Annotated in this window: 11 protein-coding genes, 1 tRNA gene and 1 pseudogene; 6 read left to right on the top strand and 7 right to left on the bottom strand. The window is 60.6% G+C overall.

Features of this window, described 5'->3' with window-relative positions; genetic code table 11:
• On the top strand, positions 1-1,856 hold a 1,856-nt coding region (locus GPA21_RS13655), incomplete at its 5' end, for an EAL domain-containing protein (RefSeq protein WP_168988699.1).
• A 106-nt stretch (positions 1,857-1,962) separates the two neighbouring features.
• Here the strand turns inward: GPA21_RS13655 and GPA21_RS13660 are convergent.
• From GPA21_RS13660 to tig, 6 genes are all read right to left on the bottom strand, one after another.
• A tRNA-Val gene (locus tag GPA21_RS13660) sits at positions 1,963-2,038 on the bottom strand.
• Positions 2,039-2,081: 43 nt separating this feature from the next.
• The gene (locus tag GPA21_RS13665; RefSeq protein ID WP_168988708.1) at positions 2,082-2,354 is read right to left on the bottom strand and encodes an HU family DNA-binding protein; all 273 of its coding nucleotides are present in this window, start codon (positions 2,352-2,354) and stop codon (positions 2,082-2,084) included.
• A gap of 187 nt (positions 2,355-2,541) precedes the next feature.
• Positions 2,542-4,965, bottom strand: a complete 2,424-nt coding sequence (lon, locus tag GPA21_RS13670; protein WP_168988700.1) for an endopeptidase La — start codon at positions 4,963-4,965, stop codon at positions 2,542-2,544.
• A gap of 260 nt (positions 4,966-5,225) precedes the next feature.
• On the bottom strand, positions 5,226-6,494 hold the full coding sequence (gene clpX, locus GPA21_RS13675) for an ATP-dependent Clp protease ATP-binding subunit ClpX (RefSeq protein WP_168988701.1): 1,269 nt from the start codon (positions 6,492-6,494) through the stop codon (positions 5,226-5,228).
• A gap of 19 nt (positions 6,495-6,513) precedes the next feature.
• Positions 6,514-7,149, bottom strand: coding sequence for an ATP-dependent Clp endopeptidase proteolytic subunit ClpP (gene clpP, locus GPA21_RS13680; RefSeq protein ID WP_168988702.1), 636 nt, complete (start codon positions 7,147-7,149; stop codon positions 6,514-6,516).
• Between the two features lie 20 nt (positions 7,150-7,169).
• Complete coding sequence (gene tig, locus GPA21_RS13685; protein ID WP_168988703.1) at positions 7,170-8,474, bottom strand: trigger factor; 1,305 nt, start codon at positions 8,472-8,474, stop codon at positions 7,170-7,172.
• 299 nt (positions 8,475-8,773) lie between these two features.
• Between tig and GPA21_RS13690 the strand changes: the two genes are divergently transcribed.
• The 5 genes from GPA21_RS13690 (at position 8,774) to nadC (ending at position 16,039) form a co-directional block, all read left to right on the top strand.
• Complete coding sequence (locus tag GPA21_RS13690) at positions 8,774-10,696, top strand: PrkA family serine protein kinase (protein WP_168988704.1); 1,923 nt, start codon at positions 8,774-8,776, stop codon at positions 10,694-10,696.
• A gap of 60 nt (positions 10,697-10,756) precedes the next feature.
• Entirely contained in the window at positions 10,757-12,028 is a 1,272-nt protein-coding gene (locus GPA21_RS13695; protein WP_168988705.1) for a YeaH/YhbH family protein, read from the top strand.
• Positions 12,028-13,557 carry a SpoVR family protein gene (locus tag GPA21_RS13700; RefSeq protein ID WP_168988706.1) on the top strand — a complete coding sequence of 510 codons (1,530 nt, stop codon included), beginning with the start codon at positions 12,028-12,030 and terminating at the stop codon, positions 13,555-13,557. Before GPA21_RS13695 ends, GPA21_RS13700 begins: the two co-directional genes overlap by 1 nt.
• An 88-nt stretch (positions 13,558-13,645) precedes the next feature.
• The gene (locus GPA21_RS13705) at positions 13,646-15,154 is read left to right on the top strand and encodes an NAD(P)H-hydrate dehydratase (RefSeq protein ID WP_168988707.1); all 1,509 of its coding nucleotides are present in this window, start codon (positions 13,646-13,648) and stop codon (positions 15,152-15,154) included.
• A gap of 36 nt (positions 15,155-15,190) precedes the next feature.
• Positions 15,191-16,039 (top strand): carboxylating nicotinate-nucleotide diphosphorylase, encoded by an 849-nt coding sequence (gene nadC, locus GPA21_RS13710; RefSeq protein ID WP_211163598.1) that lies wholly within the window; start codon positions 15,191-15,193, stop codon positions 16,037-16,039.
• A 270-nt stretch (positions 16,040-16,309) separates the two neighbouring features.
• Here the strand turns inward: nadC and GPA21_RS13715 are convergent.
• Positions 16,310-16,669, bottom strand: a pseudogene (locus GPA21_RS13715) (threonine synthase); the annotation flags it as partial.

Raw genomic sequence — 16,669 nt, forward strand, 5'->3', positions numbered from 1 at the left:
GGCAAAAGCTCCTCGAAGAGGACGCTTGGGAAGGCGAGGTCTGGAACAAACGCAAGACCGGTGAGATATACCCGGAAATGCTCAGGATCTCGACGGTCCGCAACAGCCAGGGCGCGATCTCCCATTTTGTGGCAGTGTTTTCGGACATCAGCCGACAAAAGCAACATGAACGTCAGCTCGAGCACATCGCTTTTCACGACAGCCTGACCGGACTGCCAAACAGATCACTGCTCACCGATCGCCTCAAGCAGGCAATGACGCGTGCTCGCAGATCCGGCGACCACGTCGTTCTTGCCTACATCGACCTCGACGGTTTCAAGGAGATCAACGATTTCTACGGCCATGACGCAGGTGATCGGGTACTCAAGTCAATCGCCAAGCGCTTGACCGGCGTGCTGCGCGAAGAAGATACGGTCGCCCGCTTCGGAGGGGATGAATTCGTCGTCGTGCTTTCCGAAAGAACTTGCTCGGAATCCCTCGAGGCTCTGATCAACCGGCTGATCTCGCGGATCGCAGAACCCATCGAACTGATGCCAGGGCAGTCCGAAGAAGTCTCGGGCAGTATCGGAATCGTGGTTCACGACGCCAACCTCACGATCGAGCCGGACCAGCTCATCCGTCAGGCCGATCAAGCCATGTACCAGGCCAAACAGGCTGGAAAGAACCGCTACCACATCTTCGATGCCGCACAGGAGCAGGCGATTCGGCATCATCACGAGAAGCTGGAGAGAATCCGTGAGGCGCTGGACAAGAAAGAGCTGGAACTCTACTACCAGCCCAAAGTGAATATGCATGCCGGCACGGTAATCGGTGTCGAGGCACTCATCCGCTGGCGCCATCCGGATCGGGGAATCGTACCGCCGGCTGAGTTTCTCCCGTGCATCCAGAATCATCATCTCGCGATCGAAATCGGGCACTGGGTAATCGCTCGAGCACTCTCGCAATGCGCTGAATGGCGCAGAGCCGGCTTACAGCTTCCGGTGAGTGTCAACATAGACGCCGTGCATCTCCAACAGCGCGATTTCGTCGAGACGCTGCAGGCCGAGCTGTCGCGCCATCCGGAACTCGGACCAGGCGATCTCGAGCTCGAGATTCTCGAAACGAACGCCCTCGGCGACGTCAACAATGTATCGAAGACCATGAGAGCCTGTCAGCGAATCGGAGTAAGTTTCGCTCTCGACGATTTTGGTACCGGCTATTCATCACTGACCTACCTTCGCCGTCTACCGGCACATCTGCTCAAGCTGGACAGAACTTTCGTCCGGGACATGCTCGAGGACCCGGAGGATCTCACGATACTGGAGGCGGTGATCGGGCTGGCCAAGGCCTTCCGCCGCGACGTCATCGCGGAGGGGATAGAGACAATCGAGCATGGAAGCGTGCTGCTCAGCATGGGCTGCCAGCTGGGGCAAGGGTATGCGATCGCGCATCCGATGCCGGCCGATGAACTGTTGCGGTGGCTTGCGGAGTGGAAGCCTGAACCGAGCTGGCAGGGGCGCCTCCCACTCGAAGCCGATGAGCTGCCCGTGATACACGCCATCGTCGATCAGCGCGCATGCGCGAAAGCGCTGCTTGGCTACCTGAAGAACGAGCGAGCCGAACCGCCCCAGTTGAATTGCGACAAGTGCCGTTTCGGTCTCTGGCTTCAGCGTGGCCTTGGAAGAAAGGTTGATCCGCTGATGTCCGAGATCGTACGCCTTCATCGTGATTACGAGGCTCTCGGCAAGCGTCTCATCGACATCAAACGTGGTGGAGAACCGAGCGCGCGCATGGATCGCATTGAAGAGCTCGAGTCGGTACGGGATCGGCTTCTCGAGATGCTCGAATTGCGTATCGCCATGCGCACAGGCAATTGAGCCTGGATGACGCTGTCTCAGCTCACAGACGCAGCGTGAAAAACGAAGCAAAAAGAAAACGGGGCATTTTCATGCCCCGTTCCTTTTGCTTCGTCACACGTGTTCTTGGTGGGTGCTGACGGGGTCGAACCGCCGACATTCGCCTTGTAAGGGCGACGCTCTACCAACTGAGCTAAGCACCCGCGCTGCCTTCACGCCAACTGTTTCAGCGATCAGGAAAGCCCATCATTTTACAGCATCTTTCAGGCCTTTTCCAGCGCGGAATTTCGGGACTTTTGCGGCCTTGATCTTGATCGCCTTGCCGGTTCTCGGATTGCGCCCGGTTCGAGCGGCGCGTTCACCCAGATAAAAGGTGCCGAAGCCGACCAGAGTGACCGTGTCGTTGCTCTTCAGAGCGCCCTTGACAGCACTGAGCGTCGCGTCGAGTGCTTTTGCAGCAGCAGCCTTGGAAAGATCAGCGCCTGCGGCGATTTGATCGACCAGTTCGGATTTATTCACGTAAGTCCCCCTTTTATTGGAATCGAATGATGTATCCATGCTCCGGGACACCGGAACGACACCTACCCGAACTACCAGCCGCACGCGCCCCGCACCGTTTTATAGCGTGCTGAATTCGAGCGTGTCAACAAAAGATGCAGCATACTCGCGCATGCTGCATCGCAGAAGAGGCCTGGACGTTTGGCGCTTAGTGCGCGCGCGAAGCCTTTGGAACGACGGTTTCGCCTTCACCCGCTGCCGCCGTGACTTCACCGAGCGGGACTTCGTCCGTGAGCGGCTCCGGCAAACGCTCAAGCGCCTGAGCGAGCACCTGGTCAATCCAGCGCACCGGCACGATCTCGATAGCATTCTTGATGTTCGCAGGAATGTCCACGAGATCCTTCACATTCTCCTCAGGAATCAGGGCCTTGGTGATGCCACCACGAACTGCGGCAAGCAGCTTCTCCTTGAGTCCGCCAATCGCAAGCACTTCGCCTCTGAGCGTGATCTCGCCGGTCATTGCAACGTCGCACCGCACCGGGATACCCGTCAGCACCGAAACCAGCGCAGTAGCGATACCTACGCCCGCCGAAGGTCCATCCTTGGGAATGGCGCCTTCCGGCAGGTGGATGTGGATGTCGCTCTTCTGGTAGAAGTCCTCTGCGATACCGAGTGACCGGGCACGCTTGCGGACAACCGAGAGCGCCGCCTGGATGGATTCCTGCATGACTTCGCCAAGCTTGCCGGTCGTCACCACCTTGCCCTTGCCCGGGAGTACGACTGATTCGATCGTCAGCAGCTCGCCGCCGACTTCGGTCCAGGCCAGACCGGTCACCTGCCCCACCTGGTTCTCTTTTTCGGCAATGCCAAACGAGTACTTGCGAACACCGAGATACTTGTCGAGGTTCTTCGCGTTGACCACGATCTTCGTGCTGCGCTTCTTCAGCACGAGTGTTTTCACGACCTTGCGGCAGATCTTGGAGATCTCGCGCTCGAGACTTCGCACCCCTGCTTCGCGCGTGTAGTAGCGGCAGATGTCGCGCAACGCGTCCTCGCTGACCGTGATCTCCTCGGTCTTGAGCCCGTTGTTCTTCAACTGCTTGGGAAGCAGATAGCGCTGCGCGATGTTGACCTTCTCGTCCTCGGTGTAGCCAGACAGCCGGATCACCTCCATACGGTCCAGCAGCGCCGCTGGAATATTCAGGGTGTTGGCAGTCGCAACGAACATCACGTCCGAGAGATCGAAATCAACCTCGATATAGTGATCCTGAAAAGTGTGGTTCTGCTCCGGATCCAGCACCTCGAGCAGTGCCGAGCTTGGGTCACCCCGAAAATCCATTCCGAGCTTGTCCACTTCGTCCAGCAGGAAGAGCGGGTTCTTCACGCCGACCTTGCTCATGTTCTGCAGGATCTTGCCCGGCATCGATCCAATGTAAGTGCGGCGATGGCCGCGGATCTCGGCCTCGTCACGCACGCCACCGAGCGCCATGCGAACGAACTTGCGATTGGTCGCCTTGGCGATCGACTGGCCGAGCGAAGTCTTGCCCACACCCGGAGGCCCGACCAGGCAAAGAATCGGGGCCTTCACTTTGTCGACCCGCTGCTGCACAGCGAGATACTCGACGATGCGTTCCTTGACCTTCTCGAGCCCGTAGTGGTCCTGGTCCAGCACTTTCTCGGCAGCTGCGAGATCCTTGCTCACCCGCGACTTCTTTTTCCACGGCAACCCGATCAGGGTTTCGATGAAATTGCGCACCACCGTGGCCTCTGCCGACATCGGCGACATCAGCCGCAGCTTCTTGAACTCGGATTGCGCCTTGGCGAGCGCTTCCTTTGACATGCCAGCGGACTTGATTTTCTTGTCCATTTCCTCGAGATCGGCACCTTCCTCTCCCTCACCAAGCTCTTTCTGGATGGCCTTGACCTGCTCGTTGAGGTAGTACTCGCGCTGACTCTTCTCCATCTGCCGCTTGACCCGGCCGCGGATGCGCTTCTCGACCTGGAGAATGTCGAGTTCATTTTCCATCTGGGAAAGGAGCTTCTCGAGACGGTCAGCTACGCTGAACATTTCGAGCACTTCCTGCTTCTGTTCGAGCTTGAGCGGCAAGTGCGCAGCGATCGTGTCCGCCAGTCTGCCGGCGTCCTCGATGCCGGACAGCGACGCCAGGATCTCCGGCGGGATCTTCTTGTTCAGCTTCACATACTGATCGAACTGGCTGATGATCGCACGGCGCATCGCCTCGACCTCATGATCATCGACCGGTGGCGTCGGCACAGGCGTGACCAGAGAGGAAAACATCTCGGGAGCATCCATCACTGCGTCAAGCCGCGCACGCTGCACCCCTTCGACGAGCACTTTGATCGTGCCGTCAGGAAGCTTGAGCATCTGGAGAATGTTGGCGATGCAGCCGATCTCGTACATGTCTTCGGCGGTGGGCTCATCCTTCCCTGCCGAGCGTTGCGCGACGAGCAGAATGCTCTTGTCGGACTCCATCGCAGTCTCTAGAGCCTTGATCGATTTGGGTCGTCCGACGAAAAGCGGGATAACCATGTGCGGAAAAACCACCACATCGCGCAGTGGTAGCAACGGAAGTTCGGATTGCTCGTTGGGGAGTTCAAGCGTGCCTGACATATCTTTCATACCTCTATGGGACGTACTGCAGCATATGGGGATGCGTCGCCGAAAATCAAGCCGGCGCCATAAAAACGCGACTTCGGACTGGAAAATGAACTGTGATGGCGAGCGCCGGGCGGGTTCCCTCAAAGCGCGAAAGAGAGTTGCGCAGTGATAACGCGTCTGATGAGATCGACTGTCCGTACGTCCAGCGGTTCCCGGCCCCACTCATCAGCCGGAAAAAAACAGGGGCAGCCCGCGCTGCCCCTTCATATCGCTCAGTTGGAGCCGGACACCTGCTTCTGATCCGCGTAGATCAGCAGTGGCGCACTTCCATCCTCGATCGTACCTTCGTCCAGCACCACCTTCTCGACCCCTTCCATGGTGGGCAGATCGTACATGCTGTCGAGCAGCGCAGCCTCGAGAATCGAGCGCAAGCCACGGGCGCCGGTCTTGCGCCGAATCGCCTTGCGGGCCACCGCCTTGAGTGCAGCCGGTCGTATCTCGAGGTCCACGCCTTCCATCGAGAAGAGCTTCTGGTATTGCTTGACCAGCGCATTCTTCGGCTCGATGAGAATCTGAACCAGGGCTTCTTCGTCGAGCTCCTGCAAAGTCGCAACCACAGGCAGGCGACCAACGAACTCGGGAATCAGCCCGAACTTGACCAGGTCCTCAGGCTCGACACTGCGAAGCGACTCGCTCGAAGCGTCAGAGCTGCGGCTCTTGACCTCGGCACCAAAGCCGATGCCGGCCTTTTCGGTACGGTCGCGGATGACCTTCGCCAATCCATCGAACGCACCACCACAAATGAACAGGATGTTGGTCGTATCGACCTGGATGAAATCCTGGTTCGGGTGCTTGCGGCCGCCCTGCGGCGGAATCGCTGCGGTCGTGCCCTCGATCAGCTTGAGCAGTGCCTGCTGCACACCCTCGCCGGAAACATCCCGTGTAATCGAGGGGTTGTCCGACTTGCGCGAGATCTTGTCGATCTCATCGATGTACACAATGCCGTGCTGAGCGCGCTCGACTTCGTACTCGCACTTCTGCAAAAGCTTCTGGATGATGTTCTCGACATCCTCGCCGACATAACCTGCTTCGGTGAGCGTGGTGGCGTCGGCCATCACGAACGGAACATTCAGCAATCGCGCGAGCGTTTGCGCCAGCAGCGTCTTGCCGGACCCGGTCGGGCCGATGAGCAGAATGTTGCTCTTCGAAAGCTCGACCTCGTCCTTGTCACCGCTGAGATGGCGCAGACGCTTGTAGTGGTTGTAGACGGCCACCGCCAAGGTGCGCTTGGCGGCGCCCTGGCCGATCACGTATTGATCCAGAATCTCGCAGATCTCACGAGGCGTCGGCAATGCACTGCGCTCGCCCTCGGCGTCGGCATTCTCCATCATCTCGTCGCGGATGATGTCATTGCACAGCTCGATGCACTCGTCGCAGATGAAGACCGACGGCCCCGCAATCAGCTTGCGGACTTCATGCTGGCTCTTGCCGCAAAAGGAACAGTAGAGCAGCTTCTCGCTGCCGGTCTTTTTCTCGGTCATGGTCGTAAGTCTCCCTGGATCAGCCTTCGCTGCGCGAGGTAAGCACCTTGTCTACTAGACCATACTCGACTGCGGCGGTTGCACTCAAGAAGTTGTCGCGATCCGTGTCCTTTTCGATCTGCTCGATCGGCTGGCCAGTGTGATGCGCAAGCATCTCATTGAGCCGGGCGCGAATGGAGAGAATCTCCCGGGCGTGGATCTCGATGTCCGAGGCCTGGCCCTGGAAACCGCCCAGCGGCTGGTGAATCATCACGCGGGAGTTCGGCAGGCAATAGCGCTTGCCTTTCTCTCCAGCTGCCAGCAGAAAGGCGCCCATGCTCGCTGCCTGACCGATGCACAGCGTGCTGACGTTGGGCTTGATGAACTGCATGGTGTCGTAGATCGCCAGACCCGCGGTGACCGATCCGCCCGGCGAGTTGATGTACAGGTAGATATCCTTGTCCGGATTCTCCGACTCGAGAAACAGAAGCTGCGCGACGATCAGATTGGCCATGACATCGTTGACCGGACCGACCAGAAACACCACTCGCTCCTTCAGCAGGCGCGAGTAAATGTCGTAGGCACGCTCGCCACGACCGCTCTGTTCCACCACCATCGGAACCAGGCCGAGACCGACCGGGTTGAAGTCACTGATACCGCCGATATCCTTGCTCATCGCACAGCCCTTTCCGGCCATCAGGCCGCGTTACCCATGAGTTCGTCGAAGCTGACTTCCTTGTCGGTCGTCTGTGCCTCAGACACCACCCACTCGACAACGTTGTCTTCGATCACGACAGCCTCAGCCTGCGACAGGCGCTCCGGGTTGGAGTAATACCAGCGAACCAGCTCCGACGGATCCTCGTAGCTCTGCGCCATTTCCTCGACCAGACTCTTGATCTGCTCAGGCTTGGCAGCCAGATCCTTGGCCTTGACCAGTTCAGCCATGATCAGGCCGAGCCGGACACGACGTTCGGCCTGATCCTTGAACCACGCGGGATCGACCGGCAAGTCCTTGGTGTTCATGCCGCGCATCTCCATGTCCCGACGCGCATTCTCGGCAAGCTGTCGCGACTCGGCTTCGACGAGCGCCTTCGGCACCTCGATCGGATGAGTGGCAATCAGCGCATCCATCACCTGTTCCTTGACCCGCGCCTGAATGCGACGCTTGACCTCCCGCTCGAGGTTGTTGCGCACCTCGTCGCGCAGCTTCTCGACGTCACCGTCGGCAACGCCCAGCGCGCGAGCAAAGTCGGCGTCGATCTCGGGCAGATTCGGCGCTTCAACAACTTTGAGCGCGACTTCGAACTGCACCGTCTGGCCGGCAAGATGAGCGGCATGGTAGTCCTCGGGGAAGGTCATGTCGAAGGTCTTGCTCTCACCCACCGACATGCCGCTCACCGCGGTCTCGAAATCCTTGAGCATCGAACCGGCACCGATCACGAACGGGAAGTCTTCCGCTGCGCCGCCCTCGAATACTTCGCCGTCCTTGCGGCCGGTGAAGTCGATCACTACCCGGTCACCCTCTTGCGCAGCACGCTCGACCGCAGCGAAAGTGGTGCGCTGCTTGCGCAACACTCCGATGGTCTTGTCGACTTCGGCATCGCCGACGGTCAGCACCGGGCGCTCGACCTGCTGGCCGGAAAGATCGCCCACGGCCACTTCAGGGTACACCTCGAACACGGCGCTGAACGAAAGGGCGCCGTCCTCGCCAGACTCGCGCGGTTCGATTTGCGGGCTGCCGGCAATACGGAGGTTCTGCTCGCGGATCTTCTCGCCGAAGCACTTCTCGACAGCCGCGCCGATTGCCTCGGAGCGCGCCTGCGGGCCGTAGTTCTGAGCCACGATCTTCAGCGGCACCTTGCCCGGCCGGAAACCCGGCAGCTTGACCGAACGCGCCATGCGCTTGAGGCGTGCGTCGACTTCCTTCTCGATGTCGGCCAGCGGCACGGTCATGTCGATGCGCCGTTCCAGCGCGTTCTGGGTTTCCTGGTTGTTCTCCATCAATCCTTCCCTGCCAAGTCTAGGTTGGGGCCGAAACTCGGGCCCTCCGGCATTGTTCAGTCCGGAGCGCATCCGCCCATCGGCGCCCTGTTGGTTGCAAATAAACGAAGATTCTAGCACAGGGCACCGTGCTTCCTTCCAGCACCCTACAGGGGCAATAATGGGCTCGTGAGACGACCAACCCGGACTCGGAACTTGCAGACCCGAGCCCTGCTCACACGGGTGAGTGCGCAACGAGGGCAATCGCTTCGAAGGCGCCCGGCAACACCGACAGCACAGAACGATCGAGGAGACGTCCGATGAGTATCTTCAATGCCTACCAGGCCCGCTTCGAGGCTGCCAGAGAGGACGAGATGTCTATCGAGGAGTATCTCGACCTCTGCAAATCGGACAGCGCCGCCTACGCAACCGCCGCAGAGCGCATGCTCATGGCCATCGGCGAACCAGAACTTGTCGACACCCGGCTGGAGCCTCGGCTGTCGCGCATCTTCTCCAACAAGGTGCTCAAACTCTACCCGGCGTTCCGGGACTTCTACGGAATGGAAGAGGTCATCGAGCACATCGTCTCCTACTTCCGTCACGCAGCTCAGGGGCTGGAAGAGAAGAAGCAGATTCTCTACCTGCTCGGCCCGGTCGGCGGCGGCAAGTCGTCATTGGCCGAGAAGCTCAAATCCCTGATCGAAAAGGTGCCCTTCTACGCGATCAAGGGCTCGCCCGTCCACGAATCGCCCCTGGGGTTGTTCGATCCGCTCGAGGATGGCCAAATCCTCGAAGACGACTACGGAATCCCACGCCGCTACCTCAACACCATCATGAGTCCGTGGGCGGTCAAGCGACTCGAAGAGTTCGGCGGAGACATCACCCGCTTCAGAGTGGTGCGACTGCATCCCACCGTCCTCAAACAGGTCGCGGTCGCCAAGACCGAGCCTGGTGACGAGAACAACCAGGACATTTCGTCGCTGGTCGGCAAGGTCGACATCCGCAAGCTAGAGCAATACTCCCAGGACGACCCCGACGCCTACAGCTACTCCGGTGGCCTGTGCCTGGCCAACCGGGGCCTGCTCGAGTTCGTCGAGATGTTCAAGGCTCCGATCAAGGTGCTCCACCCCTTGCTGACCGCCACCCAGGAAGGCAACTACAAGGGCACCGAGGGCTTTGGCGCGATTCCCTTCGACGGCATCGTCATGGCGCATTCGAATGAGTCCGAGTGGGTGTCCTTCAAGAACAACAAGAACAACGAGGCCTTTCTCGACCGGATCTACACGGTCAAGGTGCCTTACTGCCTTCGGGTGTCAGACGAGATCCGGATCTACGAGAAACTGCTCGATGACAGCTCATTGTCGGAAGCGCCCTGCGCACCAGATACCCTGCAGATGATGGCGCAGTTCGCCGTGCTGTCCCGTCTGAAGGCACCGGAAAACTCCAGCATTTACTCCAAGATGCGGATCTACGACGGGGAAAACCTCAAGGACACCGACCCAAAAGCCAAGAGCCTGCAGGAGTATCGTGACTATGCCGGCGTCGACGAGGGGATGACCGGGCTGTCGACCCGCTTCGCGTTCAAGGCCTTGTCAAAGGTTTTCAACTTCGACCACCGTGAGGTAGCCGCCAACCCGGTGCATCTGATGTACGTACTCGAACAGCAGATCGAGCGCGAACAGTTCCCGCCCGAGGTCGAGGCGCGATATCGCGGCTTCATCAAGGAGTTTCTCGCACCGCGTTACGCTGAGTTCATCGGCAAGGAAATTCAGACCGCCTACCTCGAGAGCTACTCCGAATACGGCCAGAACATTTTCGACCGTTACGTTACCTACGCCGACTTCTGGATCCAGGATCAGGAGTTCCGTGACCCGAATACCGGCGAGATTCTCGACCGCTCGTCGCTTAACGATGAACTCGAGAAAATCGAAAAGCCGGCCGGCATCAGCAACCCCAAGGACTTCCGCAACGAGGTGGTGAACTTCGTCCTGCGCGCCCGGGCCAAGAACGAAGGCCGCAATCCGCGCTGGACCAGCTACGAGAAGCTGCGCGCAGTGATCGAGAAGAAGATGTTCTCCAATACCGAGGACCTGCTTCCGGTCATCAGCTTCAACGCCAAAGCCAGCGCCGACGAGCAGAAAAAGCACCAGGACTTCGTCGACCGGATGATCGAAAAGGGTTACACCGAAAAGCAGGTGCGACTCCTGTGCGAGTGGTACCTGCGCGTGCGCAAGTCGTCCTGATGCCCACGACCGATCGCCGGAATCAGGGATTCCGGCGCCGGTCCGACCGCGGGAGACCTCATGGTCCGAATCATCGATCGTCGCTTCGACAGCAAGAACAAGAGCGCGGTTAACCGCCAGCGTTTTCTGCGTCGCTTTCGCAAGCAGATCCGGCGAGCAGTCGGCGAGGCCATCGCCGGACGCTCAATTCGCGATCTCGACCACGGCGAGAAGATATCGATTCCGGCACGCGACCTCAACGAGCCGCAGTTCGATCACGGGCGTGGCGGAATCTGGGAGAAGGTGTTCGCCGGCAATGACCAGTTCAAGGCCGGGGACAGCATCGCCCGCCGGCCACCTTCCGACGGAGGGGGAGGCAGTGGCGGCGGCCAGGCAAGCAACGAGGGCGAAGGCGAGGACGATTTCGCCTTTCAGCTGTCGCGCGAGGAGTTCCTCGATGTCTTCTTCGAGGATCTGGCGCTGCCCAACCTGGTCCGCACCCAGCTTGCCCGAATCACCGACTTCAAAAGCCAGCGCGCCGGCTTCTCGACCGATGGTTCGCCGTCGAACATCAACATCGTGCGATCGATGCGCAGCGCGCTCGGCCGACGCCTGGCGCTGGGCTCGCCCTTCTCGAGCAGACTCCGCGACCTGCAGGCCGAGCTCGAGGAGAAGACTGCCACCTTGGGCGAGGATCACGACGAAGTGCGCGCGCTCAGGGAGGAGATCGCACGCGTCCGCGCGAAGATCGAGGCGATCCCCTTCATCGACAGCTTCGACCTGCGCTACAACAACCGGATCGTCGTACCCAAGCCAATCACCCAGGCGGTTATGTTTTGCCTGATGGACGTCTCCGGTTCGATGGACGAACAGAAGAAGGCCACAGCAAAGCGCTTCTTCATGCTCCTGTACCTCTTTCTGACCCGCAACTACGAGCACATCGACGTCGTCTTCATTCGCCACCACACCAAGGCACGCGAGGTCGACGAAGAAGACTTCTTCCACTCCAGGGAATCGGGTGGCACGGTGGTCTCGAGCGCACTGACCATGATGCGCGACATCATCCACGAACGTTACGCCGGCGGCGGCTGGAACATTTACGGCGCGCAGGCCTCGGACGGCGACAACTGGGACAACGACTCGCCGGTGTGCCGAGAACTGCTCGGCGAGCACATCCTGCCCTGGTGCCGTCACTTCGCCTACATTGAGATCACGCCGGGCGAACCACAAAACCTCTGGCGCGAATACGAGAAACTGCTCCCGGCGCACCCCAATTTCGCGATGCAGAACATCGAGGACCCCTCGCAGATTTACCCGGTGTTCCGCGAACTCTTCAGGAAAACGGTCGTGTGATGAATCAAGTCGAATCCACCCCACGCGCCCTGCCCGAGACCTCCGAATGGAGCTTCGAGGCCATCGACCGCTATCACGAGGAAATCGCCCGTGTGGCGAACCGCTACGGGCTCGATACCTACCCGGTCCAGATCGAACTGATTACCAGCGAGCAAATGATGGACGCCTACGCGTCGGTCGGCATGCCGGTGAACTACCACCATTGGTCCTTCGGCAAGCATTTTCTCGCCACTGAACGGGGTTACAGGCGCGGACAGATGGGGCTCGCCTACGAGATCGTCATCAACTCGAACCCCTGCATCGCCTATCTCATGGAGGAGAACACGCTGACGATGCAGGCGCTGGTCATCGCCCACGCGGCCTACGGCCACAACAGCTTCTTCAAGGGCAATTACCTGTTCCAGCAATGGACCAACGCCGACGCGATCATTGACTACCTGTTGTTCGCCCGCAATTACATTGCCAGCTGCGAGGAACGCTACGGCGAAGAAGCGGTGGAGTTACTGCTCGACTCATGCCACGCACTGATGAACCTTGGCGTCGACCGCTACCGGCGACCGCAAAAGCTCTCGCTCGCCAAGGAAAAGATGCGTCAGCGCGAGCGCGAGGAGTATCTGCAAAGCCAGGTCAACGAATTGTGGCGAACCCTGCCGCATCACGAACACCGACATGACCGCGACGCCCAAACCCGCTTCCCCTCCGAGCCTGAGGAGAACCTTCTCTACTTCATCGAAAAGCATGCCCCCCTGCTCGAACCCTGGCAGCGCGAGATCGTGCGCATCGTGCGCAAGGTCGCCCAGTATTTCTTCCCGCAACGTCAGACCCAGGTGATGAACGAAGGCTGGGCGACCTTCTGGCACTACACCATCATCAACACCCTGTACGACGAGAGCTTGCTGTCGGACAGTTTCATGCTCGAGTTCCTGCAGCACCATACCAACGTGGTCTACCAGCCTCCCTACAACGCGCGCTGGTACAGCGGCATCAACCCGTATGCGCTCGGCTTTGCGATGTGGCAGGACATCAAGCGCATCTGCGAAGCACCAACCGACGAGGATCGCTACTGGTTTCCCGACATCGCTGGCACCGACTGGCAGGACACCTTCGACTTCGCGATGCGCAGTTTCAAGGACGAAAGCTTCATCGCTCAGTATCTGTCGCCAAAGCTGATGCGCGAGTTCGGTTTTTTTTCGGTGATCGACGATGAGACAATGCCAAAGCTCGGTGTCACCGCCATTCACGACGAATCCGGTTATCGCAAGATCCGCGAAACCCTCTCGGAGCAGTACAATCTCGCCAGCCGGGAACCCAATATCCAGGTCTGGAATGTCGATCTGCGCGGCGACCGGTCGATCACCCTGCGTCATCAGCCCTATCGCGGCAGGCCACTGGCCGAGTCCAGCAATGAGGTGATGAAGCACTTCGCCAGGCTGTGGGGCTTTACAGTGCGGCTCGAAAGGTTCGACGATGACGGATCGAGCGAGTTACTGCTGGAAACCCGGATAGAAAAGCGTCGGGCTGACACCTGAGGCTGTCCCCTGTGACATGGCGCTGATCGCCCGAACGGGCGCGATCAGCGCGCGCGGACAAACAAATCGGTAAGGAGTCAGAACCCCAATGAGCGACAGCGTGCAACCCGTCTTCACTGTCGCCGGCATTCGCGGCATCGAGAACCGCGTCATGCCGAGCGCCGACCCACCGTTGATGGAGCGGGCCGGACGCGCTGCCGCCGAAGAGGCCTTCCGCTTGACCATGGAAAGGCCCGGTCGTGTGCTGATCGTGTGCGGGCCAGGCAACAACGGTGGTGACGGTCTGGTCATGGCCCGCCGTCTTCTGCAAGCCAAACGTGAAGTCACGGTGGTCTTCGACGGCGATCTGGCTCGGCTTCCTGCCGACGCGGCAGCCGCCTACGTTGCGTGGCGCGGAGCTGGCGGCAAGGTCGAAACCGAACTGCCGCCGCCACCTGAAGAGGGTTGGGCGCTGATCGCCGATGCTTTGTTCGGTATCGGCCTGGAGCGCCCACTAACCGGGCATTACGCTGCATGGATCGAGTCACTGAACAGCTTCAATGTACCAAGACTCGCGATCGACATCCCCAGCGGCATCGATGCTGATACCGGCAAGGTGCTCGGCACGGCCTTTCGCGCCACACACACCCTGACCTTCATCGCCCTCAAGCCCGGGCTACTCACCCTGGACGGCCCTGACCACGTCGGCAACCTCATCGTCCGTACGCTCGACATCGACATCGCCGAACACGCCCGTCCGCCGGGTCACGTAATCGATACCACCCTCTTTCGTGACCAACTCAAGCCGCGTCTGAACAACTCGCACAAAGGCGACTTCGGCGAGGTCGGCGTCATCGGTGGCGCACGCGGCATGAACGGCGCTGCACTGCTTGCCGCCCGTGCGGCGCTCAAGCTGGGCGCTGGGCGGGTGTTGGTCAGCCTCGTCGATGAACGTGCCCCGTCGGTGGACCTCATTCAGCCAGAGCTGATGCTGCGAACCCCCGAGCAAGTGCTCGCCCAGGCCAACGCGCTCGCTGTCGGGCCCGGCCTCGGCCTGGACGAACGTGCCAAGGCCATCCTCGGGGAGGCGCTTGCGCTCGAACGACCGCTGGTCCTCGATGCCGACGCCTTGACGCTGCTCGCGCAGGATGACGATTTCCAGCGGCTCTGCCATGACCGATCGGCTCCGACCCTGATCACCCCTCACCCGGGCGAGGCCGGACGCCTGCTTGGCACCGACCCTTTCGCCGTACAGCATGATCGCGTCGGCGCCGCAGTCGAGCTGTCGCAACGCTACAGATCACTCGTGCTCCTGAAGGGTTGCGGCAGCGTCATCGCCCTGCCCGATCAGCGCTGGCTGATCAACACCACAGGTCATCCCGGCATGGCATCCGGCGGTATGGGCGATGTGCTCAGCGGCTTGCTCGTTGCGCTGCTCGCGCAGCGTTGGCCGGCCGAATCAGCCCTGCTCGCCGCGACCCATCTGCACGGCGCAGCCGCCGACCGCCTCGCCAGAGAAGGTGTCGGCCCGATCGGCCTGACGGCCGGCGAGGTCTGCGAAGCCTCTCGCGGCGTATTTAATGGCTGGATCGTCCAGGCAAACCAGAACGGACACTGAGCGCCTGCAGCGCTCATGACAATCAACGGAAACCCCATGATCGAATCCACACAACTCCGCATCGAAATCCAGCGCAACGTCGCCGCCGCACTCGCCGAGGATGTCGGCACCGGCGATCTCACCGCCCAACTCATCCCGGAAGGCACCGATGCTCGTGGGCGTGTCATCACCCGAGAGCCGGCAGTGCTCTGCGGCAGCGCCTGGTTCGACTTCACTTTCGAGGCGTTGGACCCGACCGCAACCGTGCTTTGGCATGCGCGCGACGGCGATCTGCTCGAACCCGGCCAACCCGTGTGCGACATCGTCGCCGGCGCCCGTTCACTGCTGACTGCAGAGCGGACCGGTCTGAACTTCCTCCAGCTCCTTTCCGGGACTGCGACCGTCACCCGGCGTTTCGTCGACGCAGTCGCCGGCACCGAGGCGCGCATCGTCGACACCCGCAAGACCCTGCCGGGCCTTCGCCTCGCTCAGAAATACGCGGTCGCGGTCGGTGGCGGGCTGAATCACCGCATCGGCCTCTACGACGGCATCCTCATCAAGGAAAACCACATCATCGCCGCCGGCAGCATTGCCGCGGTCATGGACCGCGCACGCCAGCTCGCGCCGTCCAACGTCTTCATCGAGATCGAAGTCGAAACCCTCGCCCAGCTCGAAGAAGCGCTCGCCGCCGGCGCCGAGATGGTGTTGCTGGACAATATGGACCTCGACACCATGCGCGAGGCAGTGCGCATCAACAAGGGTCGAGCCCAACTGGAAGCCTCGGGCGGGGTCGATCTGGAGCGGGTACGCGGCATCGCCGAAACCGGCGTCGACCGCATTTCGATCGGCAGCCTCACCAAGGACGTCCGTGCGTTGGACCTGTCCCTGAGACACGTGGAGGAATGACCGAGGCCGCGCGCGGCGGCTTGCATCACCCGTCCAAGCCCGCGTTCGCGCCTCACGATACTGCCACAAGCAGCGGCGCCACCATACCAGCCGCTCTTCCATCAGGTGTTGCATTGGCTTTACCCAATGCGCGTCCATCGCCTGTAGGAGCGGCGTAAGCCGCGAACCCGGCGGTGCGATACATACCCGAGTCATCCTCAGCCAACCATAGCATTCGCGCCTCACGGCGCCCCCACTGGCAGTGGCGCCGCCATGCCAGCTGCAGTGACGTCAGTCGCTCACCCGCCCCACGATGAAGGCCTTGACCGCCTCGACATCCGGCGCCATCACCTCCACCCGTTGCGGCAGGGTCTCGATGCCTTCGAGCTCGGCGGGCCGCTCAGGATCGCAACCAAGCGCCTCCTGAATGGTCTCGGAGAACTTCACCGGCTGCGCGGTCTCCAGCACCACCACCGGCAGGCCGCCGCTGTCGAGCTCACGCGCCACCTTCACGCCATCGGCGGTATGGGTGTCGATCATCACGCCATAGCGTTCCCACACATCACGAATCGTGGCGATCCGGTCGGCATGGTTGCTGCGCCCCGAGGCGAAGGCGAAAGTCGGCAGCTTGTCCATGTAGGGCGTGCCGTT

Source organism: Azoarcus taiwanensis (assembly GCF_012910885.1).
Lineage (GTDB): Bacteria > Pseudomonadota > Gammaproteobacteria > Burkholderiales > Rhodocyclaceae > Azoarcus_F > Azoarcus_F taiwanensis.